The sequence below is a fragment of the Microbacterium sp. P2_F9 genome (genome assembly GCF_056403635.1).
Genome location: NZ_JBFUFC010000074.1, coordinates 1 through 17336 on the forward strand (window position 1 = coordinate 1; position 17336 = coordinate 17336).

The following is a 17336-nucleotide window of genomic DNA, read 5'->3' on the forward strand; positions in this document are numbered from 1 at the left end:
GGCGTCACCCCCAGAAGTAGGTAGTCCGTGGATGTAGAAGCGGACCACGACCGCGACCGTGATCTCATCGCCCGCGCCGTCGCCGAGCTGGTGCGACGCACCGAGTTTCCCCTCGCATTCGGCGGCTTAGCCAACGATCAATCCGTCGAGATCACGGCGACCGCAGGCACCCGGACCCGCCACCTGCACGGGCTCATCGTCCACTCCGAGCGCGGCCTCGGCGGTCGTGCGCTCATCGAGCGACGCCCTCGCCTCGCCGTCGACTACCGCACCTCGCGCAATATCACCCACGACTACGACGGCGCCGTGCTGGGCGAGGGGATCTCGACCCTGTTCGCGATGCCGCTCGTCGTCGCAGGCACGGCGCGCGGCATCCTGTATCTGGGCGCGTGGTCGCAGTCGCCGGTCGGCGATCTCGCGTTGCAGCCCGCGCTCGCGATCGCCGAAGCCACCGGCGGGGAGCTCCGCATCCGCGACGAGGTCGCGCGCCGCGTCGCACTCGCACCTCGCCGCAGCGAGCTGCAGGGGATGGATGCCGCGGCCCGGGAAGAGCTGCGTGAGAGCTATGCGGAGCTGCGGAGCATCACCGCGTCCGTTCAGGACGCACACGTGCGGGAGCGGCTGCAGCACCTGGAGCGGCGCCTCGCGGCGCTGTCGGCGCAGGATTCCGGTGGCGCCGAAACCGATGTCACCCTCTCACCGCGCGAGACGGATGTGCTCGCCCGGGTTGCGCTGGGCGCGACGAATGCGGAAATCGCCTCGAGCCTCGCCCTGAAGGAGGCCACCGTGAAGTCGTACCTGCAGTCTGCGATGGGCAAGCTCGACGCCTCGACGCGGCACTCCGCAGTCGCGAAGGCGCGGCGTGTCGGGCTTCTCCCCTAGTCCCCGCCCGCGAGCGCTGGCTAGGGTGGCTCCATGGCTCGCAGAATCGTGCATCAGCTCGTCGACGACCTCGACGGGACAATACTCGAGGTCGGAGAGGGCGAGACGGTGCATTTCTCGCTCGACGGCGTCGCGTACGAGATCGACCTGACCGACGACAATGCCGCGGCGCTCCGCGCCGCGCTTTCTCCCTATCGCGACGCGGCCCGGTCGATCTCCGGGGCACGCGCCACCGCGTCCAGGGGTGGATCGGCTGGTGCCCGCCAGCAACGTCGCAGTGGTCAGCGCGACTTCGGACCGGTGCGCAAGTGGGCCAGGGACAACGGCTATCAGGTCTCAGAGCGCGGCCGGGTTCCGGCGTCCGTCATCGACGCGTACGAGGCGGCGCACTAGCCGCACGACGCCCCAGGGCGTCAGCTGACCGGCTTGGTGGCGACCAAGTCCGGCTCGACGGGCGAATCCGCCTCATCGGCAGCGCGCTTCGCATCGATGGCCGCGTCGTCGGCCGCTTCCTGCAGCGCTGACTTCGCGCGCAGCGGCGGGGTCTTGAAGAAGAGCGACAGGATGAAGGCGACGAGCACGACCCACAGCGCGACGCGGTAGACCGTCACCGCAGATGCGTTGAATGCGACCAGGATCGGCTTGGTCAGCTCGGCGGCCGCGCCGGTGAGGAACGAGGTGTCGTCGAGGGCGTCCCCGCCGACAGCCGAATCGTCGCCGGAGCCGTTGAACTGGTCGAGGAGAGTCGGCACGAGCGCCGCCACGAAGTCCTCGCGCGCCGCGTCGTCCGAGAAGTCCAGGGTCACGGTGCCGTCGTCCGCGATGCTCGCGACCGGGATCTCGGTCTCGATCTGCGTGGCCGCCGCCTGCTGGGCCTGCGCGATCGCGGCAGCCTCCGCCGCCGGCTGGGCCGACGCCGGGATCTCGCCGGCCGCGACCTTGTCTGCCACGGCCTTGGTGGCGGCATCCGATGCGGCCGTGAGGCCGCCCTCGATCTTCGTCGTCGTCGCGTCCGTCACCTGCGTCACGATCGGGCCGTAGATCTGATCCATGATCTCGGCATTCTCCGGCGCCGATGAGACGGACGGGTCGAAGGCGGCATCCAGTGCGTCGGTGAGGGTCTCCTCGTCGGCGAACGAGGCCTGGATGTTCGTCGGCATCGAGGCGAACAGGAGCGAGAGGAGCACCGCCGTGCCGAGGGTTCCACCGATCTGGCGGAAGAACGTGGACGCGCTCGTGGCAACACCCATGTCGCGCAGGCCGACCGAGTTCTGGCTGGCGATCGTGAGGGTCTGCATGAGCTGGCCGAGGCCGAGCCCGATGAAGAGCATCGCCCCCGCGATGAACCAGTAAGACCGGTCGTACTGCAGGAAGGTCAGCCAGAAGAAACCGAACGACAGGCAGAGGGTCCCGATGATGGGGAACATCCGGTAGCGGCCGGTGCGCGCGATGATCTGGCCGCTGAGGATCGAGGCGGTCATCATGCCGACGATCATCGGCAGCATCTGCAGGCCGCTCTGGGTCGGCGTGGACCCGAGCACCAGCTGCAGGTACAGCGGGATCGTCAGCATCGCGCCGAACATGCCGAAGCCGACGAGCACGCCGATCACGGTCGCCATCGAGAAGGTCGACGAGCGGAAGAGCTTCAGCGGGATGAGCGCATCATCCTTCATCACGGATTCGACGATCACGAACGCGATCACGCCGATGACGCCGATGACGTAGCAGGCGATCGAGAGCGGCGAGCCCCAGCCCCACACCCGGCCCTGCTCGGCGACAAGGAGGAGCGGCACGAGCGCCATGATGACGAAGGTGGCGCCCCACCAGTCGATGCGGACCGATTCGCGCGGATGCCGCGGGAGGTGCAGGAAGCGGAGGACGATCGCGAGCGCGAACAGCCCGATCGGCACGTTGATGAGGAAGACCCAGCGCCAGCCGGCGATCCCGAGGATCTCGTCGGCGCCGGCGAAGAGTCCGCCGATGAGCGGCCCGAGCAGGCTCGAGACGCCGAATACCGCGAGGAAGTAGCCCTGATATCTGGCCCGCTCGCGAGGGGCGAGCATGTCGCCCATGATGGCCAGCGGCATCGACATCAGGCCGCCGGCACCCAATCCCTGGATGGCGCGGAAGACAGCGAGTTCGGTCATCGAAGTCGAGAAGCTGGCAAGGATCGACCCGATGATGAAGATGACGATCGCGAAGATGAACAGCGGTCGACGGCCGAAGATGTCGGAGAGCTTGCCGTAGATCGGCGTCGAGATCGTCGAGACGATCAGGTACGACGTCGTCACCCACGCCTGCATGCTGAGCCCGTTGAGGTCGTCGCCGATCGTGCGGATCGCCGTGCCGACGACGGTCTGATCGAGGGCCGAGAGGAACATGCCGGCCATCAGCCCGAACATGACGAACAGGATCATCCGGTGGGTCATCACCGGTGCGGCCCCGGTGGGCCCGGTCTGCGGCTTCGCTGCGACGTCTGACATGGAGTCCTCGATGAGTTCGGGTAACGATGGCGACTCCGGCGTCGTCAGTCTTCAGTCACAGCCTAAAGGCGCGGCCGGACGTCGGGCGCGGTGGATCCGCTGTCGGCGAACCCGGCCTGGGCTGCTCGGCGCAGTGCTGAGATGGTGGCATGGATGAGGAAGAGGCGCTGGACGCATACTCCTCCGCGGTGGTGCGGATCGCCGAGACGCTGCYGCCGTCGGTCGCGGCCGTGTCGGTGCGCTCCGCGCGCGGAGCGAGTGCGGGAAGCGCCTCGGTGATCTCCACGGACTCCCACCTGCTGACGAGTGCGCACGTCGTGGCCGGCGCGGATCGGGCCGAGGTGGCCTTCTCGGACGGCTCCGTGCTGGCGGCCCGCGTGGTCGGCAGCGATCCGCTCTCCGATCTCGCCGTGCTTCGCGCCGACGGGAGCACGCCACCACCGGTTCCGCTCGGGGACGCGTCGAAGCTGCGCGTCGGGCAGCTCGTAGTCGCGCTCGGCAATCCCATGGGGATGGCGGGCAGCGTCACCGCGGGGATCGTCTCAGCTCTCGGGCGGTCCCTCCCCACGCAGTCCGGGCGCGTGGTCGACGAGGTGATCCAGACGGATGCCTCGCTCAACCCTGGCAGCAGCGGCGGGGTGCTCGCTGACAGCGCGGGACGCATGGTCGGCGTGAACACGGCGGTCGCCGGGGTGGGCCTCGGGCTCGCCGTGCCGATCAACGTCACGACCCAGGAGATCATCCGGACACTGATGACCAGCGGTCGCGTCCGGCGTGCATGGCTCGGCGTCGCCGGTGCTCAGATCACCTTGAGTACCGAACTGGCCGCGCGGGTCGGATCGCGCACCGGGATGCAGGTCGCCGCCGTGGTGCCGGGCAGTCCGGCAGCCACCGCCGGCGCGCGCCGCGGAGACATCGTGATCAGCGTCGACAATGTGCATGTCACGAGCCCCACCGGCCTGCAGCGGCTCATGGTCGAGCACGCGATCGGGCGGCGGATCGAGCTGACGGTGTGGCGCAACGGCGCGCTGGTGGACGTCGTGGTGGAGCCTGAGGAGCTGCGCGTCGGCTGATTCAGCCCCCGTCAGCCGTCGTAGGTGTCGGTCCAGGACGCGATGTCGACTCCATGGTTGTCGGGCGACGCGAGCGACCACCACGCGGGAGCGTGCGAACCGTCGGCGAGCCTGCCTCCGGCCGCGATCGCGGCATCCACCCGTGCTCGGGCCCGGTCGGCTGGTACGAAGACATCGAAGTGGGTCCGGCCTCGCGCTGGTGAGTCCCCGGTGATCGGGTTGAACGCGAGCTGCGGCCCGCAGCGCAGCGGATCGACGGCGTCCGTCTCTCCGAGCGCCTCGTAGCCCAAGGCGGCCATGAAGAACGGCCTCGCGTCGGCCCGGGAGTGCTGGGCGACGTAGATGCCGATCGACTGCGCGCGCGACGGATCGGGCGTCAGCCGCAGCTCCGCGGCGGCCCGGGACACGACGGCAGCGAACTCGGCGGCGGCCGCGGGGATGCCCTCCTCGCTGCGGTTGGGGACGCGCACGATGACTGCCTCGGGACGTACGTCGACGTCGGGCAGGATGCCGAAGCGCTCGGCAGCCCCCACGATCGGAGCGATGAGGCTCGCGGCGTGGGAGAGGGAGGTCGCGGTGAAGACGGTCTGCGGACCGGTGCCGGTGACACGCCAGTCGGAGACGTCCGGCGCCCGGTGGAATTCGGCCGGGGAGATCCACCCCGATCCGCTCGTCGATTCGCCCATCGAAACTCCCTCGCAAGCCGGCGGAGTCCTACGCCCTCCAGGACCGATGACCGCACGCGGACCCCACGGTACTCGGAGGCCGCGGCACACGCATCCAGCCCAGCTCCGCGCGTGACCTCAGTTCAGCCCGATGTGCTCGCCGGGATGCCCGTTGGGGATGCGCCGGGGGGACGGAAGGCCGGCGAATATGGTCACGACGACCCTCGCGTGCCGCTAGTACGCTCGGGCGCGCTCAGCGGGCCAGGGCTCCGCGTCCACAGCGCTGTGCCGATGGGCTTCGGGGTGCCTTCACAGGCGGCATAATCTTTGAGACAACCGAACAGGCAGTGAGGAGATTGGGATGCCGTTTCGGAACCTGGAGACTCTCGAGTCGTGGCTCGACGAGTTCCGCGAGCTCGGGTACCCGCTGTCGGGGGCGCTGAAGGTGATCGTGCAAGACGGCGCCGGTGGCGCCGACACTGGACTGGTGGGTTTCCGCCTTACCAATGCGGCGACGTTCGTGTCCATCGAGCCGGCCGGCGCCGATGCCGCGTCATGGGTGGCGACGATGGAACCTCGTGAGACCGAAGAAGTGCTCGACTCCGCCGCCTTGCTCAGCCTGTCCGGCGAGTTGGCGACACTCTCCGCGCTATGCACGTTCCTGCAGGCGAAGTCACAGTCCTACATCGGCAGCCGCCGAGCCTGATCTCCCGCTCAGCGGCTGGTACTGACGGCGGCGGTCAGATCGTTCAAGATCGCCGCCAACTCGTCGGTCAGGGTGGGATCGATCCCTCCGGCGGCCGTGTCGAACTCGTCGTCGAACCTGCTCAACGCCGACCACGGCTCAACCGCGGTGTCGATAGTCGCCGTGATGCGGTTCACTCGTCGATCGACCGTGTCGATATCACGCCGCACGGCACCCCGGTCCACCAGGCGATCGATCAGGGTCGTTATGCCGGCCGACGTGATGCCGAGATAGTCGCGCAGGGTCGTGGGGCGTGTCCCTGGGTTATCCACGATGAACATCAGCGCCTTCGCGTCCATTTCATTGATGTTCAAGCTGCGCCGGGCCGCGATCAGCGCCGCGTTGCGGGCGTCGAGATACACCCGGAGCGCCCGACCCAGAGTCGCCGACGATGAAGCATCTGCCATGCCCTCAACCTCCCCTTACTTGTCGATCCCCTTGGATAGCTTAGCAACTTTAGCTAAGCAATCTGATGTTTAGATTTCTTAGTTAGAAAAGCTAGGTATCTGCTATGGTCGAGGTGTCCCGTCGAGGTAGGCGACGACATCCGAACAGAAGGGAGCTGACATGAACAGCAGCTCTGGAGGATCTCTCCGATCCCGACCCCGCCGCCGTGCCACGTTCGTGCCCCGGCCCACGATCCTGCACAAGATCTGGAGCGCCATCGCGTTCCCGATCTCGTCCGCCAGCTGAGCCCCGAGATCATGGGACAGCTCTTCTACGGCAATGCCGAACCGATCATCATCCCCGACCGGCAGCTTGCGTACCTCAAGATCATCGCGACAACCAAGCTCCGGAGAAGCGAGTGCTTCACCGTCAGCTGGCAACACGTCGACGACTCCCCCGGCGCGCGCACCACCATCTGGCTCCAGCCCGCCATCCCGCTGCGGTTCGTTTTCGATCAGGCCGCCCCCGAAGAACTCAGCAGCGTCCACCTGCGGGAGCTCGCCGAGCGTGCGAACTCCGCGGCCGGCCTGACATTGGATCTCGCCGAAGACCTCGACGCGGACCTTCACGAGCTCACCGCAGCGAAACCAGCACGAGTGGCCTGACCCCTCGCCGATCCAGCCCTGACGCGAAGCCGTGACCCGGAACTGCCCCCACGGGATCACCCGACCGCACGGCATCCCAGCACGGGCCTCCGCCCAGGTCGAACTGAAGTTCGTCCCGTCGTGCCACGCGTAACCTCGACACGTGCGCTGGGTAGCCCTCCTCCGAAACGTCAACCAGGGTCAGCGGGGTCACCCGACGACCGCCGACATCCGCGCGGGTTTCGCTGACGCCGGATGCCGTGACGTCGAGCTGCTGCAGAGCAACGGGACTGTTCTGTTCGACGCGGATGATCCGGTCGAAGCTGCCGAGAGGGCGGCCGTGGCGATCGCCGCACGATCGGGAAATCCGCGGGAGGTGTTCTGCATCCCGCTTGCTTCGCTGGCGGAGGTGGTAGACCGGCACAGCGACGCCGTGGACCTCTCTCGATTCGAGTTCACACTTCACGGCGGTGGCGAGCTCGATCTCATGGCTCCCGAGATGACCAAGGAAGCTGACCGGCGCCGCTGCGAGATCGTCGACGCCGGGCCCGGCTGGGCGATCATCTGCAACCGGATCGACGGCGAAGGTCACGCCACCCGCGTCGTCGAGACCCTCACCGGGGGTCCTGCCACCTCCCGAGGGCTGCCCACCCTCACGCGACTGATCAGCCGGTTCGGTGAGTAGCAGACCTGGCTCGCGGCGATCGCAGAAGTGCGACACTGGGCGCATGGTTTCCGTCTACGAGGCTGCGGGTGGCGCCGACGGACTCGAGCGACTGGCCGCCGCGTGGCATACCCGGGTCATCGCCGACGAAGTCGTCAGCCACGCCTTCAGCCATGGCTTTCATCCCGAGCACACGAAGCGACTGGCGGCGTACTGGGCAGAGGCATTAGGAGGACCGGCGACTTTCTCAGCCCTGTACGGCGACGAAACGTCGGTCGTGCGGCTGCACAGCGGCAACGGCGGCCCTCACGACGAGATGGATCGTCGAGCCATCGTCTGCTTCGACCAGGCCCTGATCGACGTCGGTCTCGGCAAAGCAGATCCTGTCGCGCATGTGCTCCACGACTACTTCGCCTGGGCCACGATGACGACGATGTCCCGTTACCAACGCTCCGCAGACGATGTGCCCGACCACCTGGAGATCCCGAAGTGGTCGTGGGCCGGACTCGTCGACCCATCCTGACCAACGACCCAAGCAGAGAGAAACGGTCACATGGATCACCGACCCCCTAGTGCGCCGGCGCGCACGTCACCACACTCGATCCGTTGCGAGGATGCGGTCGTCAAGGACTACAGCCGGGTTGCGCTGAGGAGGGCGTCGTGACAGACATCACCCCCACCGGCGAGGACAAGTGGGCCGGGCACAACATGGCGTTCGAGACTGCGTACCCGTTCGCAGACATCAATCCGACCTTCACCGAGCACTGGTGCTCCGTGTGCGGCAAGGCGTCTCGCTTCCCCGTGGATCAGTTGGTGCAGATCAGGCACCACTGGCGCGGCGAGTCGCAGTGGCGGTCGTACTGCCCCGAGCACGCGAACGGCAAGGAGTGGGAGAAGCACGACCCGACCCGCACCCGTCGCAACGAAGTGATGTGCGACGTGCACTTCATCCTCCACCCCGTCGGCACCGACTGCCCGTCCTGCTCATAGCCGAGAAGAACCCCGCGCACCGCGCTACTGCGTGGCGCACCGACTCGACTCGGACAGCCCGCCGCATCGCTCGCGATCAGCTCGGGCGCCAATGTGAAGGCCGTGGTCAAAGGGAAAAACAACGGTGCCCCTGGAGGGACTCGAACCCCCAACCGTTTCCTTAGGACGGAACTGCTCTTCCATTGAGCTACAGAGGCTGGCGGCATCCATTCTACTGGGAGTCATCGGCGCGCCCCGGCGCATCGGCCTCCGGATCGATGAGCACGACCACCTTGCCGCGGGCGTGACCGCCACCGACATACGAGAGAGCTTCGGGGACCTCGTCCAGGGTGAAGGTGCGGTCGACATGGATGCGCACGGCGCCCGACAGAACCGGCTGCTCGAGCGTCGTGAAGCTCGCAGGTCCCGGGCGCACCGCCAGCACGCCGAGTCGCGCGCCGGTCAGTCGACCCAGGAGTGCGCCGATCGTGACCACCCGCAGCAGTGCCCGTGCGGTGCCCCCGACGATCAGGTAACGGCCCCCCGCGGCCAGAGCCCGGCGGTAGGCGAAGACAGAGCGCCGAGCCACGAGGTCGACGATGACGTCGTACGGCCCGGTCCGGGTGAAGTCCTCGGAGCGGTAGCCGATCACCCGCTCCGCGCCCAGCGAGYGCATGAAGTCGAGCTTCTCGGCGTTGTCGACCCCGGTGACATGCACACCGCCGCGAGCAGCCAGCTGGATCGCGAACATCCCCGAACCGCCTCCCCCGCCGTTCACGAGCATCCGGTCGCCGGGGCGTGCCCGCGCCACTGCCTGTACGGCGATGGCTCCCGCCTGCGGCAGCGTCGAGGCGTCCGAGAAGGAGAGGGCATGAGGCTTGGCTGCGAGGGCTGACTCGGGTGCCAGCGCGTACTGCGCGAAGCCGCCGAGCACCGCAAGGATGTCTCCGTACACGGCGTCGCCGACCGCGAATCTCGACGATCCAGCCCCTAGAGCGACCACCACGCCGGCGATGTCGGATCCCAGAACGTGCCGTCTGGGCCGGAGAAGTCCGCCGAAGCGCGAGTAGGCCGGCGAACCGCGAAGGCCCTCCCAGTCGCTCAGGTTGACCGAGGTCGCGACCACCTTGACCAGCACCTGCCCGCGTCCCGGGGAAGGCATCGACAGGTCCTCGATCGTGATCCGGACGGGTGAACCATAACGGCGGTAGACAGCAGCTTTCACACTCACCACTCCTCGGGCGCCATGGCCCAAACCTTATCGCCAGCACCAGAACAGCCAGTGGCAGACGACAGCGCGGGCCAGTTCATCGTCTGTTCACATCGCATTGATTTCGGGTATGAGCGGCATCGATAGCTTTCGGCTTATGCCCCTTCCTCTCTCCCGCGCTGTCGCGATTCTCGCCACGACAGCTATTGCCGGAGCGCTCGCGATCGCGCTCCCCACGGCCGCCCAAGCCGAAGAACCGACACCCGCCTGGACGAACGTCCACATCAACGAGATCTCCTCCGACAACGGCGCCACGCAGGTCGGCGACGCGATCGAGCTTTACAACAGCAGCGATGCCGTTGTGAGCATCGCCGGCTGGCTGCAGACCGACAGCAGCGCCGCCACCGCCGCCCTGGCGTTCTCCGCGAAGCTCGCGGATGGCACCGTAACCACCGAGATCCCAGCGCACGGCTATGTGTACTTCACCTCGACCAAGGGTCTGGGCAGCGGCGGCGACGGCGTGAAGCTCTACCTCCCCGACGGCGCGAACGGCACCGCCGGCACGCTGGTCGACTCGGCGGTCTATACGGCGGGCGAGGCCGGCACCGACGAAAGCAACAACTTCGGCGCAGGCGCGTTCGCGCGATGCCCGGAGGGCAGCGGCGCGTTCGTCTCGGTCGGAGCCAAGAGCTTCGGCGCGTCGAACGCCACCGCGTGCCTGACGCCACTGACCAACCCCGCGGACAACCCCGTCCCGACGCTCCCGTGCGAGCCGGAGGCGGCGTCCGGCACAGGCGCCCTTCCCGCCGCCGCGGTCGTGCCGGCGGCCTGGCCGGGGAGCGCCGCAGTCGTCGTCGCCGATGCTCAGTGCGCGTGGAAGACGACGACCGGCCCTGAGGGCCGCGACATCAGCGGTCTGATCTTCGACCCGAGCGACGCGAACGTGGTCTACACGGTGAAGAACAAGAGCTGGGTCTTCCGGCTGGTGAAGCAGGGCGGCCTCTGGGTCCCCGACACCAGCAACGGCTGGGGCGCGGGCAAAGAGATCTTCTTCCCCGGCAGCACCGACCCGGTGACGAACCAGCCCGACTCCGAGGGTTTGACGATCGGCGCGGACGGCGCGCTCTACATCACCACCGAGCGCAACAACGCAGCGAACACGATCCCGCTCAACGCGATCCTGCGCTTCGACCCCACCCAGTCCACCACCCAGCTGGTCGCGACCGACGAGTGGAATCTGACCGCGGAGTTCCCCGAGCTGCACGCCGGGAACAAGACCGAAGCGAACCTCGGCTTCGAGGGCGTCGCCTTCGTGCCGGACGCCTACCTGACCGCCAACGGGTTCGTCGACCAGTCGACCGGCAAGACGTACCGGCCGATCGACTACCCGACGCACGGCGGCGGACTGTACTTCGCGGCGCTGGAGAACGACGGAAAGCTGTACGCGTACGCGCTCAGCAGCGACCACTCGTTCCACCGGGTCGCGGTGGTCGACACCGGAATGGGCCATGTCATGGACGTGCAGTTCGACGCGGACACCCAGCGGATCTGGGCGCTGTGCGACAACACGTGCGGGGTCACGACGACGGTGCTGAAGGTGAGCTCGACGGGCACGATCATCCCCGAGGTCGCCTACCGCAAGCCGGCGAGCCTGCCCGTGAACAACATCGAAGGTTTCGCCCTCGCACCGAGCACGACCTGTGTCGACGGCACCAAGGAGGTGCTCTGGGGGGACGACGGCATCTACGGCGCCGGCCCGGGCAGCGCAACCGAAGGGCACGCGCTCTTCAGCGGCCGCATCAGCTGCGACCTGCACCTCGGCGCACAGGGCGTGCCGGCACCGGCCGATTGGGCCAAGACCAAGGTCTACAGCACCGGCGACACGGTGAGCTATGCCGGCAAGGTCTTCGAGGCGCTCTGGTACACCTCGGGCCAGACACCCGGCACGAAGAAGAACGGCGCCTGGGCCGAGATCGCCATCGCCCCCGACGGCAGCACGATCTGGACGTCGACGCGCATCTTCGACACCGGCGACGTGGTGCTCTACCAGGGCAGCACGTTCCAGGCACTGTGGTACACCCGGGGGGATGCCCCCGGTGGCAAGCACAGCCCCTGGAAGCTGATCGGCTGAGCCGGTTGAGGGCGCCCGGCGAACGGCCGGGCGCCCTCCATCTCGCATTCCTCAGCGGAAGTCCCTGGATTGGTGCTGCACCCCCACCCTGAGGTCTTCGAACCCGTCGGCGAGGAGGTTCGTGACGCCTTCGACTGAGCGCTCCAGCATCCCGCGCACGATCAGTGCTGGTGAATCCCGCACGACCCGGCGGTAGCGATTCCACACGCCGACGGAGCAGATGACGTTGACGAGACCGTGCTCGTCTTCGAGATTGAGGAACGTGACCCCGGATGCCGTGGCCGGCCGCTGCCGGTGGGTCACGAGTCCGGCGACTTCGACCCGCCTGCCGGTCTCATGGGCGCGCAGCTCGCTCGAGGTGAGAACCCCTCGCGCGTCGAGCCCGGACCGGTAGTGGGTCATGGGGTGGTCGTCGGTCGAGACCCCGGTCGCCCAGAGGTCGGCGGCCAGCCGCTCGTAGCTCGTCGGATCGGGGAACAGCGGCGGCTGCGCGGCGACGAGCGAATCGGGAAGGTATCTGGCCCGGTCCTCGGCTGCGGAGCCGGCGAGCCAGATCGCCTCACGCCGGGTCAGTCCGAGGCACTCGAACGCCCCCGCGGTGGCGAGCGCCTCCAGCTGCGCCCCGGTCACGTCGGTGCGGCGCACCAGGTCGCGCAGGTCGCGATAGGCGCCACCGCGAGACCGCTCCGCCACGATGCGCTCGGCCACCGCAGCGCCGATGCCCTTCACCCCGCCAAGGCCCAGGCGCACCGCGAACCGGCCGTCGCGGCGATGATCGGCCGACTCGTCGGGGGCGTGCAGGTCGAACTGCCCGACGGGCGGCTGCACGCGGTCGGTGCAGGCATCCATCCCCGTCGACGCACCCCCGGTCGCTGAGCTTGTCGAAGCGTCGGTCGCTGAGCCTGTCGAAGCGTCGACGCCGGACCCTTCGACCAGCTCAGGGACCGGCTCGGGCTCGGGGACCGGCTCGGCAGGAACCGATGAGGGCTCGAGCACCGCCTCGACACCCGAGGCATGCAGGTCGGGTCGGAGCACCTCGACGCCGTGCCGGCGTGCATCGGCCACGAGCGTCGCGGGCGAGTAGAACCCCATCGGCTGGGCCCGCAGCAGCCCGGCGAGGAACGCGCCGGGGTAGTGCAGCTTGATCCAGGAGCTCGCGTAGACCAGCAGTGCGAACGACAGCGAGTGCGACTCCGCAAACCCGAAGTTCGCGAACGCCTGGATCTTCGCGTAGATGTCATCGGCCGCCTGACCGACGATGCCGTTTGTCGCCATGCCCTCGTAGAGTCGCTCGCGCAGCGACTCGATCCGCTCGACCCCGCGCTTGGAGCCCATCGCGCGGCGCAGCAGATCGGCATCCTCCGCGGAGCACTCCCCCACCGCCATGGCCATCTGCATGAGCTGCTCTTGGAAGACGGGGATGCCGAGGGTGCGCTCGAGCACGGGCTCGAGCTTGGGGTGGGCATAGGTGACCGGCTCGCGCCCGAGCTTGCGGCGGACGAACGGGTGCACCGCGCCACCCTGGATGGGCCCTGGCCGGATGAGGGCGATCTGCACGACGAGGTCGTAGAAGCGCCGAGGCTGCAGCCGCGGCAGCAGACCCATCTGCGCGCGCGACTCCACCTGGAACACGCCGATCGAGTCGGCGCGGCAGAGCATGTCGTAGACCGCCTTCTCCTCCTTGGGGATCGTCGAGAGCTCCCACTGCTCCCCCGTCGTGTCGCGGACCATGTCGAAGCAGTACTGCAGGGCGGCCAGCATCCCGAGCCCCAGCAGGTCGAACTTCACGAGCCCCATCCAGGCTGCGTCCTCTTTGTCCCACTGGATCACCGTCCGGTTGGGCATGCGCGCATGCTCGATCGGCACGACCTCTCCGACCGGCCGGTCGGTGAGCACCATGCCGCCGGAGTGGATGCCGAGATGCCGAGGCGCCTTCAGCAGCTCGGTCGCGTACTCCAGGACGAGCGGAGGGATGTCGTGATCCGCTGTGCTCTCGAGCATCGCGCCCCACTGCTCGACCTGCTTCGACCAGGCGTCCTGCTGACCGGGCGAGTGCCCGAGCGCCTTGGCCATGTCGCGCACGGCGTTCTTCGGGCGGTACTGGATGACATTCGCGACCTGCGCGGCACGCTCGCGCCCGTACTCCCCGTACACCCACTGGATGATCTCCTCACGCCGGTCCGAGTCGAAGTCGACGTCGATGTCGGGCTCCTCATCGCGCAGCGAAGAGAGGAACCGCTCGAACGGCAGCTGGTACGCGATCGAGTCGACGGCAGTGATGTCGAGCAGGTAGCAGACGGCACTGTTGGCTGCGGAGCCACGACCTTGGCACAGGATGCCGCGGCGCCGCGCCTCCTGCACGATCCCGTAGACGATCAGGAAGTAGCCGGGAAAGTCCTTCAGCTCGATGACGCCGAGCTCCTTCTCGATGCGCGCCCGATCGTCGGCGGTGAGGTCGGGGTACTTGCGCGGCACCGCCTCCCAGACGAGCTGCCGCAGATACGACATCGGCGTGTGTCCCGCCGGGACGTCCTGCTTGGGCAGTGCGGGCTTGGCCTTGCGCAGCGGGAAGGCGAGCTCGTCGGCGAGGGCGACGGTGCGGGCGACCGCGCCGGGGTAGCGGGCGAAGCGCTCGGTCATCTCGGACCCCGACCGCAGGTGCGCGCCGGCGTGGGCGGGAAGCCACCCGTCGAGCTCGTCGAGCCCCCGGTTCGCCCGCACCGCGGCGACCGCCGCCGCAAGGCGCTCGCGCTCCGGCACGGCGTAGTGCACGTTGTTGGTGGCGAGCACCGGCAGACCCCGCTCGGCGGCGAGTCGGGCGAGGAGGTCGTTCTCGCGCGAATCGAGCGGGCTGCCCTGGTCGATGAGCTCGACGTTGACGGCATCCCTTCCGAACAGCGCGACGAGCCGGTCGAGCTCGCGCCCGGCGCCTGAGGCGCCCTCGGCGGCGAGGGCCAGACGCACCGCGCCCTTGCGGCACCCGGTCAGCACGGCCCAGTCGCCCGCCGCCTGCATGGCGAGTTCATCGAGGTCGTACACCGGCCGGCCCTTCTCGGCACCGTGGAGCTGAGCGTGGGTGAGGGCCGCGGCGAGCCGGTGATAGCCCGTTTCGCCGCGCGCGAGCACGAGCAGGTGACTGCCGACGGGGTCGGGCTCGCCGTTCTGCGGCTTCGTGAGCTCGAGCGAGAGCTCCGCGCCGAACACGGTCTTCAGGCTGAGCGTCTCAGCGGCCTCGGCGAACCGGACGATCCCGTAGAACCCGTCGTGGTCGGTGATCGCGAGGGCGTGCAGCCCCAGCCGCTCGGCCTCCTCGGCGAGATCCTCCGGCGGGGAGGCGCCGTCGAGGAACGAGAACGTCGAGTGCGCGTGCAACTCGGCGTAGGGCACGCTCTCGGCCGGACGCTCGATCACCGGCGCCACATAGGGCCCGCGCTTGCGTGACCACGCGGGACTGTCGCCGCCGTCGGCGCCGGCGGGCGGACCGCCCGGGCGCCGGCGGTCGCTCAGCAGCCGCTCCATCTCGGACCACGGCACGGAGGGATTGTCGAAGCCCATCTCAGGATCCTTCAGTCATAGCGGGCCTCGGCCGTCCACTCGCCGCGCTCCCAGACGAGCAGCCACGCCATTCCCTCGGCATCGACGACCTGGAACCGGTGCGCACGACGCGCCCGCGCGGCATCCCATCCCCGCTCGCTGATCGGCCACGGCCCCGCCCAGCGCTCGATCGCACGGCTGCGGCCGCCCTCGGCGAGCATGGCCGGCGATGCGGTCACCCGGCCTCGCGCATCGACTTCCACCGGGCCGCCGAACTCCGAGGTGACCAGGACTGGGCGCGGCGGCGCGAACACCGCGGTCGGCAGCGGATCGGGCAGACTCCCCGGCCACGGGCTCGTTCTCGCCCTGGCCGGTGTGGCACGGTCTCCCCACGGCACGAGCACCTGCCGCTCGGCGAGCCATCGCCCTCCGCCGATGACCGGGGACACGACGGCGCGATGACCGAGCATCGCCTGCACCCGGGACAGGGCGTGATGCACCCGCTCCTCCGGCCCCGAACCGAAGATGGCGGGGGTGTGATGGGATGCCGCATCCACCGCCTCCGGCGAGATCCGCACGAGCGCCACCCCGCTGCGTAGGCCCTCCGCATCCTCGCCAAGCTGCCATCGCACCCGGTCGACGATCGCAGCCGCGTCGAAGGACCCGGGGTGCAGCCAGACCCGCTCGCTGCGCTCACCGCGGTCGCCGACCAGTTCGACGCGCAGCTCGGTGCAGACCAGGTCGATCGCTCCGAGCCTCGTGAGGAACTCGTCGGCGGCCACCCGCATGCCGAACGCGACCTGATCGGCGATCTCGAGCGGCGGCTCGAACACCACCTCGCGATGCAGCTCGGGCGGTGGAGTGCGCGGCTGGACGGCCCGGGCATCGAGACCCGCGGCGAGGGCGTGCAGACGGATGCCGCGCTCCCCGAACCGCTCCCGCACCCGGTCGGGCTCGAGCGCGCTGAACTCCCCCAGGGTCTGCACTCCGAGCCGGGCGAGCAGGCCGGGCAGCTCAGTCGCCCCACCCTCGGCCGCCACCAGTGTCGCGATCGGCAGCGGGGCGAGAAAGGCCGCGGCCTCTCCGCTCGGGACGACGCAGACCTCGTCGGCTTCGGCCGCGGCGACCCTGGCCGCCTGCTCGGCCGTGAACGGCCCGTCGGCGATGCCGGCCCGCACCCCCACCAGCCCCTGCTCGCCCAGGGCGGCCAGCAGCACACGCGCCGCCTCCCGCTCGCCGCCGTAGTAGCGGGCAGGACCGCGCGCCCTCAGTGCGCACAGCCCTGGGCGCACGAGCTGCACGCCCGGTGCGCGCTCCTCGATGCACGCCACGACGGGCGCGAAGACGCGGTGATCGCGCACATGGTCGGCCGCGACCACCGTGAGCCGCGGGCAGCGCGCCTGCGCATCCCGGCGGCGCTGGCCACGGCGCACCCCGTCGGCGCGTGCGGACGGCGAACAGGCGACGACCTCCCCGTGCTCCAGCACCGCGATCGCCTCAGCGGGATCGCCCGCCCCCTCTCGGGCGAGCGCCGTGACCGGCCAGTCCGGAAACCACAGCACGATGGTGCGCACCGGCACGGCACCCGGGGTATCGCGGGGAGTCTCAGCGCGGATGTCGGAGCGCACTCAACCCACCGCCTCCAGCAGCTCGCCCCGGGACTCCTCCTGGTGCCGCGGACCAGGCAGCGCCGGCTGCACCGACACGACCTTCCGCATCGGCGTCACGGCGGGCTCCCCGCGGGTCTCGGGCACAACCGAGACCTCTCCGCGGGCGCCGGGAAGCAGCATCCGCTGTCGCCGGGGCATCGGCCACCGCCTGCTCGACACCGTCACGGTCACGCTGCGATCGGCGAGGTAGCCGTGACCGCGACCCACGCCGGACCACTGCGGCTCGCCCACGTCGAGCGTCGCCTCGGCCAGCGGCCACGGCCCCTGCACGAGCAGCAC

Annotated in this window: 15 protein-coding genes, 1 tRNA gene and 1 pseudogene; 9 read left to right on the plus strand and 8 right to left on the minus strand. The window is 69.2% G+C overall.

Annotated features, from left to right (window positions below; translation table 11 throughout):
- Positions 1 to 27 precede the first annotated feature (27 nt).
- Positions 28 to 882: a LuxR C-terminal-related transcriptional regulator gene (locus tag AC1DVT_RS09670; RefSeq protein ID WP_477388495.1), complete on the plus strand. Its 855-nt coding sequence runs from the start codon at positions 28 to 30 to the stop codon at positions 880 to 882.
- A 33-nt stretch (positions 883 to 915) separates the two neighbouring features.
- Positions 916 to 1275, plus strand: a complete 360-nt coding sequence (locus AC1DVT_RS09675; RefSeq protein ID WP_457099365.1) for a histone-like nucleoid-structuring protein Lsr2 — start codon at positions 916 to 918, stop codon at positions 1273 to 1275.
- Between the two features lie 20 nt (positions 1276 to 1295).
- Here the strand turns inward: AC1DVT_RS09675 and AC1DVT_RS09680 are convergent, their stop codons facing one another.
- A complete protein-coding gene (locus AC1DVT_RS09680; protein ID WP_477388497.1) occupies positions 1296 to 3365 on the minus strand; it encodes an MDR family MFS transporter in 2070 nt (689 codons plus the stop codon).
- 149 nt (positions 3366 to 3514) lie between these two features.
- Between AC1DVT_RS09680 and AC1DVT_RS09685 the strand changes: the two genes are divergently transcribed.
- Positions 3515 to 4438 carry a S1C family serine protease gene (locus AC1DVT_RS09685; protein WP_477388499.1) on the plus strand — a complete coding sequence of 308 codons (924 nt, stop codon included), beginning with the start codon at positions 3515 to 3517 and terminating at the stop codon, positions 4436 to 4438.
- An 11-nt stretch (positions 4439 to 4449) separates the two neighbouring features.
- Here AC1DVT_RS09685 and AC1DVT_RS09690 read toward each other — a convergent pair whose 3' ends face one another.
- Positions 4450 to 5124 carry a VOC family protein gene (locus tag AC1DVT_RS09690; protein WP_477388501.1) on the minus strand — a complete coding sequence of 225 codons (675 nt, stop codon included), beginning with the start codon at positions 5122 to 5124 and terminating at the stop codon, positions 4450 to 4452.
- Between the two features lie 340 nt (positions 5125 to 5464).
- Between AC1DVT_RS09690 and AC1DVT_RS09695 the strand changes: the two genes are divergently transcribed.
- Entirely contained in the window at positions 5465 to 5809 is a 345-nt protein-coding gene (locus tag AC1DVT_RS09695) for a hypothetical protein (protein ID WP_477388503.1), read from the plus strand.
- 8 nt (positions 5810 to 5817) lie between these two features.
- On the opposite strand, the gene AC1DVT_RS09700 is transcribed toward AC1DVT_RS09695, so the two are convergent.
- Positions 5818 to 6210: a MarR family transcriptional regulator gene (locus tag AC1DVT_RS09700; protein ID WP_477388505.1), complete on the minus strand. Its 393-nt coding sequence runs from the start codon at positions 6208 to 6210 to the stop codon at positions 5818 to 5820.
- Positions 6211 to 6552: 342 nt separating this feature from the next.
- On the opposite strand from AC1DVT_RS09700, the gene AC1DVT_RS09705 reads away from it, so the two are divergent.
- The 4 genes from AC1DVT_RS09705 (at position 6553) to AC1DVT_RS09720 (ending at position 8533) form a co-directional block, all read left to right on the plus strand.
- On the plus strand, positions 6553 to 6900 hold the full coding sequence (locus AC1DVT_RS09705; protein ID WP_477388507.1) for a DUF7882 family protein: 348 nt from the start codon (positions 6553 to 6555) through the stop codon (positions 6898 to 6900).
- A 142-nt stretch (positions 6901 to 7042) separates the two neighbouring features.
- On the plus strand, positions 7043 to 7564 hold the full coding sequence (locus AC1DVT_RS09710; RefSeq protein ID WP_477388509.1) for a DUF1697 domain-containing protein: 522 nt from the start codon (positions 7043 to 7045) through the stop codon (positions 7562 to 7564).
- A gap of 43 nt (positions 7565 to 7607) precedes the next feature.
- Complete coding sequence (locus AC1DVT_RS09715; RefSeq protein ID WP_477388511.1) at positions 7608 to 8066, plus strand: globin domain-containing protein; 459 nt, start codon at positions 7608 to 7610, stop codon at positions 8064 to 8066.
- A 137-nt stretch (positions 8067 to 8203) separates the two neighbouring features.
- Entirely contained in the window at positions 8204 to 8533 is a 330-nt protein-coding gene (locus tag AC1DVT_RS09720) for a hypothetical protein (RefSeq protein ID WP_477388513.1), read from the plus strand.
- Positions 8534 to 8658: 125 nt separating this feature from the next.
- Here the strand turns inward: AC1DVT_RS09720 and AC1DVT_RS09725 are convergent.
- A tRNA-Arg gene (locus AC1DVT_RS09725) sits at positions 8659 to 8730 on the minus strand.
- A gap of 14 nt (positions 8731 to 8744) precedes the next feature.
- Complete coding sequence (locus AC1DVT_RS09730; protein ID WP_477388515.1) at positions 8745 to 9674, minus strand: NAD(P)-dependent alcohol dehydrogenase; 930 nt, start codon at positions 9672 to 9674, stop codon at positions 8745 to 8747.
- 205 nt (positions 9675 to 9879) lie between these two features.
- Between AC1DVT_RS09730 and AC1DVT_RS09735 the strand changes: the two genes are divergently transcribed.
- Positions 9880 to 11853 (plus strand): carbohydrate-binding protein, encoded by a 1974-nt coding sequence (locus AC1DVT_RS09735; RefSeq protein ID WP_477388517.1) that lies wholly within the window; start codon positions 9880 to 9882, stop codon positions 11851 to 11853.
- 51 nt (positions 11854 to 11904) lie between these two features.
- Here AC1DVT_RS09735 and AC1DVT_RS09740 read toward each other — a convergent pair whose 3' ends face one another.
- The 3 genes and pseudogenes from AC1DVT_RS09740 to AC1DVT_RS09750 form a co-directional block, all read right to left on the minus strand.
- The gene (locus AC1DVT_RS09740; protein WP_477388519.1) at positions 11905 to 15408 is read right to left on the minus strand and encodes an error-prone DNA polymerase; all 3504 of its coding nucleotides are present in this window, start codon (positions 15406 to 15408) and stop codon (positions 11905 to 11907) included.
- 11 nt (positions 15409 to 15419) lie between these two features.
- Positions 15420 to 17015 (minus strand): DNA polymerase Y family protein, encoded by a 1596-nt coding sequence (locus AC1DVT_RS09745; protein ID WP_477388521.1) that lies wholly within the window; start codon positions 17013 to 17015, stop codon positions 15420 to 15422.
- A pseudogene (locus tag AC1DVT_RS09750) lies at positions 17016 to 17336 on the minus strand (hypothetical protein); the annotation flags it as partial. It lies immediately after the preceding gene.

What these genes read in the sequence shown, in the direction of transcription:
- AC1DVT_RS09675 (WP_457099365.1), top strand. Translation starts at nt 916, where the DNA reads ATGGCTCGCAGAATCGTGCATCAGCTCGTCGACGACCTCGACGGGACA.
- AC1DVT_RS09680 (WP_477388497.1), bottom strand. Translation starts at nt 3,365, where the DNA reads ATGTCAGACGTCGCAGCGAAGCCGCAGACCGGGCCCACCGGGGCCGCA.
- AC1DVT_RS09690 (WP_477388501.1), bottom strand. Translation starts at nt 5,124, where the DNA reads ATGGGCGAATCGACGAGCGGATCGGGGTGGATCTCCCCGGCCGAATTC.
- AC1DVT_RS09695 (WP_477388503.1), top strand. Translation starts at nt 5,465, where the DNA reads ATGCCGTTTCGGAACCTGGAGACTCTCGAGTCGTGGCTCGACGAGTTC.
- AC1DVT_RS09705 (WP_477388507.1), top strand. Translation starts at nt 6,553, where the DNA reads ATGGGACAGCTCTTCTACGGCAATGCCGAACCGATCATCATCCCCGAC.
- AC1DVT_RS09715 (WP_477388511.1), top strand. Translation starts at nt 7,608, where the DNA reads ATGGTTTCCGTCTACGAGGCTGCGGGTGGCGCCGACGGACTCGAGCGA.
- AC1DVT_RS09735 (WP_477388517.1), top strand. Translation starts at nt 9,880, where the DNA reads ATGCCCCTTCCTCTCTCCCGCGCTGTCGCGATTCTCGCCACGACAGCT.
- AC1DVT_RS09740 (WP_477388519.1), bottom strand. Translation starts at nt 15,408, where the DNA reads ATGGGCTTCGACAATCCCTCCGTGCCGTGGTCCGAGATGGAGCGGCTG.